The sequence below is a fragment of the Paraburkholderia dinghuensis genome (genome assembly GCF_003837865.1).
GTDB classification, from domain to species: Bacteria; Pseudomonadota; Gammaproteobacteria; order Burkholderiales; family Burkholderiaceae; genus Paraburkholderia; species Paraburkholderia dinghuensis.
Map to the genome: position 1 here is coordinate 578916 of NZ_RQIS01000001.1, position 12454 is coordinate 591369.

The 12454-nt window shown below is 59.6% G+C and carries 10 protein-coding genes; 1 reads left to right on the forward strand and 9 read right to left on the reverse strand.

Annotated elements, in window-relative coordinates; translation table 11 throughout:
• Nucleotides 1-793: 793 nt before the first annotated feature.
• The gene (locus D1Y85_RS02675) at nt 794-2395 is read left to right on the forward strand and encodes a hypothetical protein (RefSeq protein ID WP_124149451.1); all 1602 of its coding nucleotides are present in this window, start codon (nt 794-796) and stop codon (nt 2393-2395) included.
• A 441-nt stretch (nt 2396-2836) separates the two neighbouring features.
• Here the strand turns inward: D1Y85_RS02675 and wecB are convergent, their stop codons facing one another.
• The 9 genes from wecB to D1Y85_RS02720 are packed head-to-tail and all read right to left on the reverse strand — an operon-like array spanning nt 2837 to nt 12399.
• Complete coding sequence (gene wecB, locus D1Y85_RS02680) at nt 2837-3985, reverse strand: non-hydrolyzing UDP-N-acetylglucosamine 2-epimerase (protein WP_246024740.1); 1149 nt, start codon at nt 3983-3985, stop codon at nt 2837-2839.
• A gap of 54 nt (nt 3986-4039) precedes the next feature.
• Complete coding sequence (locus D1Y85_RS02685) at nt 4040-4771, reverse strand: GNAT family N-acetyltransferase (RefSeq protein WP_124149453.1); 732 nt, start codon at nt 4769-4771, stop codon at nt 4040-4042.
• Complete coding sequence (locus D1Y85_RS02690; protein WP_124149454.1) at nt 4714-6180, reverse strand: glycosyltransferase; 1467 nt, start codon at nt 6178-6180, stop codon at nt 4714-4716. Before D1Y85_RS02690 ends, D1Y85_RS02685 begins: the two co-directional genes overlap by 58 nt.
• A 12-nt stretch (nt 6181-6192) precedes the next feature.
• Entirely contained in the window at nt 6193-7278 is a 1086-nt protein-coding gene (locus tag D1Y85_RS02695; protein ID WP_124149455.1) for a CgeB family protein, read from the reverse strand.
• Nucleotides 7259-8599, reverse strand: coding sequence for a glycosyltransferase (locus tag D1Y85_RS02700; RefSeq protein WP_124149456.1), 1341 nt, complete (start codon nt 8597-8599; stop codon nt 7259-7261). Before D1Y85_RS02700 ends, D1Y85_RS02695 begins: the two co-directional genes overlap by 20 nt.
• Complete coding sequence (locus tag D1Y85_RS02705) at nt 8596-9567, reverse strand: polysaccharide deacetylase family protein (protein WP_246024743.1); 972 nt, start codon at nt 9565-9567, stop codon at nt 8596-8598. The genes D1Y85_RS02700 and D1Y85_RS02705 overlap by 4 nt, the downstream gene beginning before the upstream one ends.
• Nucleotides 9567-10124 (reverse strand): hypothetical protein, encoded by a 558-nt coding sequence (locus D1Y85_RS02710; RefSeq protein WP_124149457.1) that lies wholly within the window; start codon nt 10122-10124, stop codon nt 9567-9569. Before D1Y85_RS02710 ends, D1Y85_RS02705 begins: the two co-directional genes overlap by 1 nt.
• The gene (locus tag D1Y85_RS02715) at nt 10121-11233 is read right to left on the reverse strand and encodes a glycosyl transferase (RefSeq protein WP_124149458.1); all 1113 of its coding nucleotides are present in this window, start codon (nt 11231-11233) and stop codon (nt 10121-10123) included. Before D1Y85_RS02715 ends, D1Y85_RS02710 begins: the two co-directional genes overlap by 4 nt.
• A complete protein-coding gene (locus tag D1Y85_RS02720) occupies nt 11230-12399 on the reverse strand; it encodes a nucleotide sugar dehydrogenase (RefSeq protein ID WP_124149459.1) in 1170 nt (389 codons plus the stop codon). The genes D1Y85_RS02715 and D1Y85_RS02720 overlap by 4 nt, the downstream gene beginning before the upstream one ends.
• Nucleotides 12400-12454 lie beyond the last annotated feature (55 nt).

Sequence of the window (12454 nt, forward strand, 5' to 3'; positions counted from 1 at the left end):
TCGGCCTGCCGCGGCGAACGACCGGAACATTGACACGATACTTCGTCGTCCAGATTGTTCGTCATCCCGCATATTGCTTTTTCCAGCTTTCAGGCGCGAGCGATGGCTTCGCGCACGAATAGCATCAAGGACGAGCCGGTGGTTTCCCGGAGCCGGCACTCCCCCTCCTTCCGAATTCTTCAAGTTTTTACGTTTTCCGCCGTTAGGCAGTAGACGGACACGCTACAGGCTCGAATCAGACTTGAGGCGAATCCGCTGTTCAAGGTCGCCCAGAGCGCTACGGCGGTGGCCGGGACGCGCCGGTGCGGGCGTTTTTTCACTGGCTCAAGACTGAGCGGGAAGGCAAGCCCGTCAGACACAGGGGCGCATCACTTGGCATAGTTCCGGCGCCGATCTGACGGCGCGTGATTGCGAAGAGCACCCGCAATAGAAAGTACTACAGATAATTGTTAAATACCACTGCCAAGGTGTGCGGCATAAACACATCGATCAGTCTGAGCGGCACATTTTTGAGATAATGCGCCGACAAAAAACATGTCGTGCTCGTTGAAGGTAGCGCGACTGCAAGGCCGGCACTTTGAGACGTGTCGCGCGGGGATGGACGAAATCGTCGACTGCCTCAGCTCTTAGGGTGCTCGTCGGCCAAATTCACCATTGAACCACGCCAACCCCATGACGTTCGAGAAAACCGTATCGCAGCCCGTCAGGAAGAGGTGACCTGACAGCCTCTGCTATCGGCTTCGAGAACCACGCACAAGGCCACAATAAATCTGCTGGACGGAGAGTATCTATTATGAAAAAAACAACGGGTAAAAGGCAAAAGAGCCATCTATGCCCACCACTGCCGGTTATGGATAGACGGACGTTCGTCCAATTCACAACCCTCTCGGCAGCATTAATGTTGGCCGGATGTGGCGGAAGTTCGAACGGTGGAAGTAATTATGTCGATAAAGGTGCCTCGACATCTTCGGGTCTGACGGCAACACTGCAAATCGCGGAAAATCAGATACCAGGTACAGTGTCGCTCGACTCCAGCTTTGCCAGCCTGAGCTTTGAAAAGAACCACATTAACACTTCTCCTGGCGTCTACTTTGGTCCGAATAATACAAGCCTGATTGGACTGCTTAACGCATTGGGCGGGGGCGTGCTGCGCATCGGTGGAAACAGCGTCGACCGTATCTCCTGGACACCAGCTGGCGCCGGCCAAACCAGCGGACAGGTATCACAACGCGACGTTGCGAACTTTGCGAACTTCATGAAGCAATGTCCGGGCTGGCGGGTGCTTTATGGCATCAATTTCGCCAGCTCGCGGGGCTCGATCGCTTCGCCGGCGCTCGCAGCCGACGAAGCCGCTTATGTGTCGCAAATGCTCGGTGGCCAGTTGTTGGCGTTCGAGATCGGCAATGAACCCGATCTCTACGGAGACAGTAATACGCCAACCCTCGCAGGATTCACCTACAGTACGTTTCTCAACGGCGGTACGCTCGCGCAGGGCACGTTTGCGGGCTGGAGCGCATTCGCTCAGGCGATCCGGGGCGCTGTTGCCGGGGCGGTCCTGAGTGGTCCAGCGGCATCAAGTGAGAAGGGTGGATGGGCGGAACGCTTTGCATCGAGCGAAGCCGGCAACATTGCGTTGATGACCGAGCACTACTACATCGACAACTACAACAGCGCGGCGCCATCGATAAACGGGATGCTGTCTACCCCCGATACTAATCTCATAGCCGCGCTGCGAAATCTGCAGGCCACTTCGAATACCACCGGAATACCGTTTCGTATCGGCGAATGCAATTCATATTTTTCAAGTTCAAATCCGGCTGGCGTGAGCAATGTGTTCGCGGCGGCGTTGTGGGCAATCGACTTCATCTTCACACACGCGAAATATGGCGCGAGTGGTCTGAACTTCCACAACAATGGCTCGATTTCAAGCTACACCGCAATAGGTGACACGCGGGGAACCGTCACCGCCGTTCAGCCGCTCTACTACGCACTCGCTTTCTTTTCACAGATATTCCAGGGGGGAGCGACGGGCAAGCTCTTGAGCAGTAATCTCACCGCGAATAGCACCGCTTTGAGCGGTTACGCAATCGCGTCGAGCGCCGGCGAGATCTGTGCGATTATCAACAATAAGGACCCGGTCAATGCCGCAAGTGTGACGATCGAAACCGGCAGGTCTGCCTCTCAGGCTACGATAACGAATCTCGAATCGTCCGGAGCGACACCCTTGACGAATCCCGGCATCTATAACGGTGGGATACCCATTACGTTAGGCGGACAGCCGATCAGTCTGAACGGTGGATGGACAGGAGCTCCGCAACAAACGATTGAGGTTTCCGGCCAAAGCCTGACGGCGAACGTTGCGCCCGCGACGGCTGCTTTGATTCGCATCGCCTAGCGTCTGCCGACAAAAGATTCCCTGGGAACCGTCAACCACAGCTGAAATCTGCTTGCGTCCTATTTTGGGTAAGCCAGGATAGCGCGACGGTTGCTGCGGGATGACTAATGTAATCGGATCGCGGGATTGCTGCCGGGGAGAGTGGTCGGTCGAAAACGCCTCGCAGCAAATAGTTTCGACGTTTTACTCGCGGTATCACAAGCCATTCGAGCGCTTCCCGGCATTCGTCGCTCTGACCGCTTCGTTCATCTGGCCGGATTGATATTGTTGACAGACCGCAGCACGACAGAAACAACATTCCTCACGCGATATCAACTTACGTTGCCCCGTGGCATTCGGACCTCTAACTGTTCGGCGATCATGCCGCCCGTTGGTTCCGATCGGCGTGCCAGGCGCGCTCGAAGTTCGGACGGATTAGCCCACGTCCGTCGATGTACGCGATCAGTCCGTGGCGCCCGGTACAGCACGTCCCGGATGGTGATAACCCGGCAGCGCGCGGCTCGGAAACGATTCGAACGGCTTGCCGGTCAAGGCGGCAACGATCCGCGCGGATGCATGGCCATCGCCATAGGGATTCACACGTCGCGCGAATGCGCGCCGCTCCGCTTCGTCGTCGACGAGTCGCTCCACTGAGTGCACAATTGCGTCGCGATGCGCGCCGACCAGCTTCACCGTACCCGCCGCCAGCGCCTCCGGGCGCTCGGTTACGTCGCGCATCACCAGCACCGGCTTGCCGAGCGCCGGTGCCTCCTCCTGCACGCCCCCCGAATCGGTCAGTACGATCGACGCACGCTGCATCAGACGCACGAATTCCGGGTATTCAAGGGGATCGGTCAGGTGAATATTCCTCAGGTGTCCTAGTGTTTCAAGAACCGGTCCGCGCACATTCGGATTCAGGTGGACCGGATAGACAATCTGCATCTTGCCCGTTTGCGCGAGCATCGCGAGCGCCGCACAGATGTTCGCGAAGCCTTCGCCGAAACTCTCGCGCCGATGGCCGGTGACGAGCAGAAGCGGTCGCCCGCCTTCGAGCTCGATGAACGGAAACTTCGCGTCGATGCGCTCGCGCAGCGCCGCGTCATTGTCGAGCCGTGCGCACATCAGATGCAGCGCGTCGATCACCGTATTGCCCGTGACGATCACGCGCCCGCCAAGCGACTCCGCTTCGAGATTCGCCCGCGAACTCGCGGTCGGTGCGAACAGCAGGTCACTGATCACATCGACGACGCGCCGGTTCATTTCCTCCGGCCACGGCTCGTACAGATTGCCGGTACGCAGCCCGGCCTCGACGTGGGCGACCGGAATACGCCGGTGAAACGCGGACACCGCCCCCACCATGCTCGTCAGCGTGTCGCCATGCACAAGCACGCGATCGGGTTTTTCCGCTTCGAGCACGCCGTCGATGCCAGCAAAGAGCCGCGAAGCGAGTCCGTTCAGCGTCTGGTTCGCGGTCATCGCGGCGAGATTGTATTCGGGCACGATGCAGAACAGGTCGAGCACCTGCTGCAGCATCTGCTGATGCTGCCCCGTCACGCAGACGATCGACTGAACGTCGTCATCGGCTTGCAGCCGCTTTACGAGCGGCACCATCTTGATCGCTTCTGGCCTTGTTCCGAATATCGACAAAATACGCACAGATGCCCCTCAATTGGAATGATGTCGACGAATAGTCGAAAGATCACAAGGACGAAGAGGGCGAAAACTGCGGGCGGGATGCCCACTAAAGCGCATGCGCACCGACTCTAGTTCCGCCGGCAGCCGACGCCGCGGCGGTCGCCTCCGGGGCATCGCAACGAAGCCCAGACGCCGGTACAGCGCCGCTGCCCGTGTATTGGTGACGAGTACGTCGAGCACGATCTCGCATGCGCTCCGTTCAAGGTCACACAGTGCATGTTCGAACAGCGCGGTAAATACGCCCGTGCCCCGCGCATCGACATGCGTCGCACAATGGGTGACGAGCGTTTGCGCAAGCTTCGGTTTTGGCAGTTCGGTTTCGAGCACGAAACCTCGCAGCAGCATCGGCACTGCCCGGACGAGCCCGAAGTAACGCAGCAAGGTCCACGCGACGTGCGGGTCGTCCGCGAACACGTGGCGGCCGTCATGTGCCGCTAGCACGGCCACGACCTCACCGCGCTCATCGGTGGCAACCCGATGACGCCGCCACGAAAAGCGTCCACCGGAAAGCGTGAACGCATGCCGTAGAAACGCAATGCATTGCGCGGGCGGCGCGCCGAGGAAGAATTCGAATTCGCGCTCGCCCGCCGCAAACACGAGCGGCGCACAGGCCGCCGCATCGCTCGCGCGCGCGGCACGAAACGTCAGACCGCGCGGCGTTCTTTCCAAGTCCAATAGAGCACCATTCCAAAGCCAAAGCATGCAGTTACGTCGAGCGGAACCAGAAAGTAATTTCTTGTTCGAACCGCCACCCAAACCGCCGCCAGCGAATAGAGAAACGTGAAGACCTCACCCGCCATCAACACCGTGTTGATACGCGGAAGCACCGACCGATATCCCTCCTTTCCCTTTGGCGTCCTGTGGAAATCCCCGTAAACGCCGAATAGCGCGCGCACTCCGCCGGCGAAGTAATACCAGGACATCGGCAGGAACATCGCGATATAGCGGTAGGTATCCCACAGGTGTTTCAATATGCTTGTCCGATCTTCGAGGTGTGCACCCTTGCGCGCGCCGAACGCGTTGACGAGCGCCCAGATCGCGACAAGCACAAAGAACGCGAGCCCGCCCCAACGGACGCCGGAACCGTCGAAGCGGACGAGATAAGTCAACGGCAAGCTGAGCAGGACCAGCCCATAAATCGAGGCGAGCAGCACCGACGAAAACATCACGGATAACGCATGCATCCGCTTCATTAGCGGCATATGGTGATGGAACACCAGCTTCACATGCTTGAATCCGCTATGAATCAATCCGCGCCCCCAGCGCTCGCGCTGAATGCGGAACGCGCTAATCGTCTCTGGCAGCATCGACATCGAAACCACATCGCGTATATAGGCGTATTTCCAGTCGCCGAACTGCGCGCGGTAGCCGAGGTCCACGTCCTCCGTGACCGTCGATGCATTCCAGCCGCCGAGCGCGTCGACGCAGGCCCGGCGCCATACGCAGGAACTGCCGCTCAGCGACGCCATATCGCCGTCTTCGCTCAAGCCGACCGTCACGTATTGCTGATGGCCCATCTCCATCGCCTGGAAGCGCGTGAGAAACGACACGTCGCGATTCTCGTAACCGATACCTGTCTGCAGGAAACCAAGGTGCGGGTCCCTGAAACGCGGAATGGTTTTCAGCAGAAAATCGGACGGCGGCACGAAATCCGCATCGAAAATGGCGAAGAATTCGCCTCGCGATTGTCGAATGCCATGCACGAGGTTGCCCGCCTTGTAGCCTTTTCGGCTCGAACGACGGACGAGGCGGATATCGACACCCCGCGCCGCGTATTCATCGACCTTGACGCGCGCGAGCTCGGTCGTACCGTCCGATGAATCGTCGAGCACCAGAATCTCTAGCGTCCCGGCTGGATAACACATCTGGCAGGCGGCATCGATCAACCGCTCGACGACCTCGGACTCGTTGCAGATCGGTAGCAGCACGCTCACCGGTGGCCAGAAATCCATTTCGGGTTCCGCACCCGGATGTGAAAGTTCGGTCAATTCGCGCCGCTCGACCTTTCGCGAAATCAAGAAGACGCGCAGTTCAAGCAGCACGTAGAGCGCGAAATAGACCACCACTGCGAGGAACACCGCCTGAAAAAACCAGGAAAGCAACGCGAGCATGGCGTCAATTCCTCACAGTTTCACAACGGCGCAGATGTCCTCCAGCCGATGAGCCCACGTGTGGTGCTCCCGCACATAGGCCGCGCCTGCCGCGGCGCGATCCATGTCCTCCGCCGAAGGACCGTGACGAAGCCGCGCGAAAAGCTCGCGCGTCGCCTCATACGTATTCACGACCTGGCAGAAGTCGCGGAAATGCCGGTCGACCGCGCGGCTGGGATTCGTCACCGCAATGCCGCCACACGCCAGAATCTCGACGAGCCGGCGAGAAAACATCGTTTCGGAGCTCGTGACCGAATTGACGTTGATCGACGCGACGTGCGACTTGTAGACGAGCGCGGTTTCGCGATGTGGGACTTTCGCGTGTAACCGCAACTGGCTCTTCTTCGGAAAGCGAAACTCGATATGCCGCGAAAGACGGTCGTGATTGCGGTCGAACACGTTGACCGGCATCGAGGTCTCTTCGCAGCTATCGAACACCATGTCGAGAAAGCGGCGGCGCTCGTCCAGAATGCGCCGGTAGTAGCTGCCGGTAAAGCACGCTTCCCTGCGCGTGAAATTGAATCCCGTAAAGCTGTGAAAAGCTGGCTGGTACGGCATGACGAGCGTATTCACCTGCACATGAGCCGGCACTTGCCGGCGATAGCGTTCGACACACTCCTCGTCCGTCGTGAACACATAATCGAACGCCTTCGCGACATCGATGAACGCATCGAAAAACGGACCGTCGTCCTTATTCCAGAACACGGCCGGTACACCCGCCTGCCTCGCAAAGTCGACCAGCCGGAATATCGCAGTGGGCTTCGTCATGCGCAGCGACTTCGGCTGCTTCGCCAGTTCGTAGCGCCAGCTGCCATCCACGCCATGGAACGCCGACTCGACGAGCACGAGATCCGGCTTCCAGTTACCGATGACGTCGCGGTAATTCGCGGGCGTCACGGCCCGCACCCGGCATTCCGCGGACAGACAATCCGCGGTGAAATAGTCCGTGACGAGCGCGATCTTCAGACGGCCAAAGCGTCCGCCCCGCTCCACGTCCTCTGCTATCTTCGGATAGTCGTAGACCAGCGAACCCAGTTTTCTAATCAGCCTGCCAACCATTCAATTCTTCACCCGCACCGTCAGGCAGTGCTTTCTTCACGAAATCGCGCCAGCTACGTTGTGTGGTCGCGTACTGTTTTGCTTGTGCGCCGAGCGCAGTCAACGCGCTGCGATCGGCCAATGCCGCTTCGATCACGGAGGCGAGATGGGACGCATCACCGGCATTGAAAAACCAGCCGGCCGGATTCGCACCCATTTCATCGCGAAACACCGGCAGGTCGGGCACGATAACCGGCTTGCCCATCGCCATCGCCTCGACCAGCTTGATCGGCGGCACGATTTCGCAGACCTTGAACGGCTTGCGCGGAATGCAAACGATTGCGCAATGGCCAAGTGTTTCCTGTGCCTTGTCGGGAGACATCCGGCCAGCAAAGCGCACGCGCTCCGTTAACCCGAGACGCTGCACCTGCGCTTCGAGCGCCGCACGCGATTCGCCGTCGCCGATGATATTGACCTTGACCGGTACGCCACGCGCCTGCAGATGGGCGACCGCATCGATCAGCGTGTCGAGGCCTTCATAGCCCATCAACGAACCCGCGTAGCCTATCGTCACCGCGTCGGGCTGCTGTCGTGCGATCGACGCGAATCGTTCGGGTTCCACACAATTGGGCAACAGGAACATACGTTCGGCCCGGATGCCCCATTCTTGCTGCGCAAGACGACCCAGTTGCGCCGAGATCACGAACAGCCGGTCCGCGTGCCGCGCGACCAGCGCTTCCAGCTGCAATCCCTGCCGGAACCCCTGCCGCCCGTCGTATTCCGGTATCCGCGAAATGCGCGTGAGTTCCCAAAGGCCGCGCATTTCATACTGGAACGGAATGCCAAGTTGCCGCGCGGCCAGCAACGCCGGCAATGCGTTGACGTGGTTCGACGCCGCATGAATCACCGACACCCGGTGCCGCACCGCCTGTTCGGCGATCACGCGTGCCGCCTGCAACGCGTAGAACAACACCGGCCGGTTATTCGCCGGCGCGCCCGCATGCAGATAACGGACGTCGCCAACCTGTGTTTCATCGCCGTGCGCGTCGCTCAACCGGTCGAACCGGTCACCCGGATAGCCCGGCCTCGTCAGCGCATGCACGCGGGCGCCCGCCGACGTCAATGCACGAATGACTTCGTGCGTGCGTGTGGTGTAACCGCTCGTGTGATAAGGCAGTGCGCTCGCAGCCACATACAGCATGCTTCGCGGACATGCGTCGAACTGTGCTGCGTTCGCGCGCCGCATCAACCTGCGTTCCAGCGTTCTCACCGTCAACCATCGACTCAGTCCGAGAAACGGTTCGCTCACGAACGTCTGCACCGATTCGATCACGCCGCTCATGCCTTTGCTTTCCCCGACGGCTTCACTTCCGCTCCCGCGAGGTCGACCGTCTGCGTCGTCCTGATCTTGCCGCGCGCGTGCAGGTCCAGAAACTCCGCAGTCGTGATCACGTCGTAATCCTTCGTCAATCGGGACAGCAGCTTACGGTAGCCCTCGACACGCTGATCGTCGCGATACGTCGCGTGGCCGCTTTCGTCCCAGTACAACAGCGACCACGAATGCATCAGAAAAATAGAGAATGTCGGGCTGCCGCTAAACGCGTCGAACAGCAATTTCCCCCACCAAGGACGAAACCGGAAATAAGGCGATTCCGGAAAAGTGAGACGCGCCCACCACTCGTCCTTGCCCACCGTCGGCAGGATCTTTTTTTCCGTCATTGGTACTTCGATCACACCGTTCGACCAAGCGTACGGAAGATTCGTGGGCTCGCTATAGACACACTGCCCCGCGTGAACCGCGCACATCGAATTGTTGAACGACAGCGGCACACCCGCCGCTTTGAGCGCGCGGATCGTCGTCGCATTCCAGCGAAACGAACCCGCGCGGTGCGCGAGCACCGCCTTGCCCGTTTCTTCCGCGATCAATCCGCCGAAATGCTTGATCACGAACGCCGCGCGCGCGTCATCCGTGTATTGATTCATGTATTGCGGCCGGCGCGCGAGCCCGTGCTCCGCCCAGAACGAATCCGGAAGATATTCCGGGTGCGTGTGAAGCTGAACGTCCTGGCCCACGGAATCCAGCCAGCGTACGACCTCCCGCGTCTCATCGAGGTACGACCACGCGCCGCATTGATCGACGAAAAACACATGCTTCGCGCCGAATTCGTCGCCAATCGACGCCATCTCCCGGACACCTGCCGTTCCGCGTTCGTGCACGCCCCACATTAGCCGCTTCACGTGATCGTGCGGTGCGCGCTTCGGCAATGCCTCGGTATCCACCGTCAGCATCGCATAGCGATTTTTTTCCATTATTTCCCGCTCAACTTGAGCAACGCATGCCAGTCCGACTCGCTCGCGAGTCCCGCACTCAGCGGCACGATACATGCGTCGCAATAACGCCACGCGAGATAAGCCTGCTTCCTTTGCCGATAACATGGCCCGTCGCCGCTCAACTCCGGCAGATACTCGACGAGCCAACCCAGCCGCGAATAAAACGCGAAATCCGCGACCTCTGTTACCAGCACCGGCACAGGACTATCCTGTTTCGACAGCTTCTTCGAGAAGCCCTCGCACGCCGCACGCAATTCGTCGCGGTTTGCGGCGGGCGCCCAGATCACCAGTGTCTTCACGTCGGCGGCAACCACCCTGTGCTTGAGCGTGGGTAGCCACGGATAAGGCGTTACATGCGGCGCCATCAATCCGCCCGATGCCAGCAGACGTCGAATGCGCCACCACACCCGGCCCGCCAGCGTTGACGCAGGCTTGTCGCGCAGCAGATCGTGTCGCGTGAGCAGCGCCCAATCCGGCCTGACCGCAAGCGCATTCAACTGACGTCGCAACGCGCGAGTTTCAGTAGTTACGCTCAATGCCGACGCTCCCGGCCCATTGCCAATGCGAGAATTTTCTCCGCGGCAAGCGATGCACCATTCAATGGGATTCCGGCCGGTCTGGAGCGGTTCACGTTCAGCATTTCCAATAGCTCTCCGACTGCGGCACCGCGCTGCTCGTCGGTCTCGCACGCGGATACGACCGCCGGCATCACGTCGGCCACCATCCTCGCGCGACGGGTCTGATCGTCAGCCAGCTCGCCATTCGGGACCAGCAGCGAGGGAACGCCCGACTGAACCAGTTCGCAACAAGCGTTGTAGCCGGCTGCGCCCACAAAGGCGTCGAACGCACGCAGATAACGCGCCAACGGATAAACCGTGAGCGGCAGGACGCCCGGTGGCAATTCGACGTCACGCACCGAAATGGGCGCTCGCACCCAGACCACCTGAAATCCCGCTGACTCGAAGAGACGAATCAACCCATGACCGATCCCGGCAACATCCTTGAGATTCCCGGGCCCGAGTGCAAAGAGCACGAAGCGTCCGTTCTGCGGGAGACTCAGCGCGCCTCTCGCCGCAGCGCGGTCCAGCACCTCATCGTCTTCGAGGAGACACACTGGCGGCACGACTGCGCGCTTTCCACCACGCGCAAGCTCGACCTCGCTCTCGTGGGCACCCAATTCGCCGGGCTGGATCACGAGATCGAACCGCGCTTCGTCCACCGGCACCGTTTTGGCGCCCTCCTTGAGCAGGCCGCGATTGGACCATACGAGCGCTGGCGAACCATACGCTTCGCACGCCGCCAGAAAGCCCTGAAACGGCCAGGTCCCGTCGAACACGATCGCGTCCGGCCGGACACGCTCCAGCACCATCCCGAAGCGAACAGCCAGTTCGCTATTCCATGCGAAAGTCGAATTCGACGACCAGTACGGAGAAACAAAGTAATCGGCCTCGAAACCCATTTCCTCGATGATCTCGATCGCCGACGCCAATGAAAAGAAAACTGGACGCGCGCGCCCGCGCAGCCTGCGTGCATACGACAGGCAACGATTCAGGTGGCCCATTCCTGAGCCGTTCACGTTAAAAAACAGCACACGCGGGAACTCCGCAGTGGATTGGCAGTTGTCTGCCGGCGGCAGAACCGTCATGCGTCGCCGCCGAACAGATCGCGCGTATAGACCTTGTCCGCCACATCCTCCAGATCGGCGGTCATCCGGTTCGCGAGAATCACGTCTGCGGATCGCTTGAAACCGGCCAGATCCCGCGTGACGGCCGAATTGAAGAACGTCGTTTCATGCATGGCCGGTTCATACACGACGATCTCCACGCCCTTCGCCTTGATACGCTTCATCACGCCCTGGATACTCGACGCACGGAAATTGTCGGAACCGGCCTTCATCACCAGCCGGTAAATACCCACGACCTTCGGACTGCGCTTGAGCACGCTCTCTGCGATGAAATCCTTACGTGTGCTGTTCGACGCAACGATCGCATGGATCAGGTTCTGCGGCACATCGCTGTAATTGGCGAGGAGCTGCTTCGTGTCCTTCGGCAGACAGTAGCCGCCATAGCCGAAGCTCGGGTTGTTGTAGTGGGCGCCGATGCGCGAGTCGAGACATACGCCCTCGATGATCTGCTTCGTGTCAAGGCCGTGCTGGGCTGCGTAAGTATCGAGTTCGTTGAAATAGGCAACGCGCATCGCGAGGTAGGTGTTTGCGAAGAGCTTGATTGCCTCGGCTTCCGTACTGCCCGTGAAAAGCGTTGGAATGTCATTTTTTTGCGCGCCTTGCTTGAGCAGATTCGCGAAGACCTCCGCTCGCTCCGAGCGCTCGCCAACGACGATCCGCGACGGATACAGGTTGTCGTAAAGGGCCTTGCCTTCGCGGAGAAATTCGGGCGAGAAGATCAGGTTGTTCGTGTCCAGCGTCTCGCGCGCGCGTTCCGTATAGCCGACAGGAATGGTCGATTTGATCACCATCACGGCCCGCGAATTGATCGACTTTACGCCGCGGATCACGCTCTCGATCGAACGGGTGTTGAAGTAGTTCGTTTCAGGGTCGTAGTCGGTGGGAGTCGCGATGATTACGTAGTCCGCTCCAGCGTAGGCATCTTCTTTGTCCAGTGTCGCGCGGAAGTTCAGCGGCCTGTGCGCAAGGAAGTCTTCGATCTCCGGATCTTCGATTGGAGATTGCTTGCGGTTCAGCATCGTCACCTTCTCGGGAACGATGTCCAACGCTACCACCTCGTTGTGCTGGGCTAACAACACAGCAAGAGAAAGGCCGACGTAGCCGGTGCCGGCGATTGCGATTTTCATCTGAATTCCTTTTAAGCGAATGGAACCATTCACGCGCTCCGTCAACCCCGATAAT

Coding starts and splice junctions, on each gene's coding strand:
- D1Y85_RS02675 (WP_124149451.1), top strand. CDS start 794: ATGAAAAAAACAACGGGTAAAAGGCAAAAGAGCCATCTATGCCCACCA.
- wecB (WP_246024740.1), bottom strand. CDS start 3,985: ATGGTGCCGCTCGTAAAGCGGCTGCAAGCCGATGACGACGTTCAGTCG.
- D1Y85_RS02685 (WP_124149453.1), bottom strand. CDS start 4,771: ATGCTTTGGCTTTGGAATGGTGCTCTATTGGACTTGGAAAGAACGCCG.
- D1Y85_RS02690 (WP_124149454.1), bottom strand. CDS start 6,180: ATGCTCGCGTTGCTTTCCTGGTTTTTTCAGGCGGTGTTCCTCGCAGTG.
- D1Y85_RS02695 (WP_124149455.1), bottom strand. CDS start 7,278: ATGGTTGGCAGGCTGATTAGAAAACTGGGTTCGCTGGTCTACGACTAT.
- D1Y85_RS02700 (WP_124149456.1), bottom strand. CDS start 8,599: ATGAGCGGCGTGATCGAATCGGTGCAGACGTTCGTGAGCGAACCGTTT.
- D1Y85_RS02705 (WP_246024743.1), bottom strand. CDS start 9,567: ATGGAAAAAAATCGCTATGCGATGCTGACGGTGGATACCGAGGCATTG.
- D1Y85_RS02715 (WP_124149458.1), bottom strand. CDS start 11,233: ATGACGGTTCTGCCGCCGGCAGACAACTGCCAATCCACTGCGGAGTTC.
- D1Y85_RS02720 (WP_124149459.1), bottom strand. CDS start 12,399: ATGAAAATCGCAATCGCCGGCACCGGCTACGTCGGCCTTTCTCTTGCT.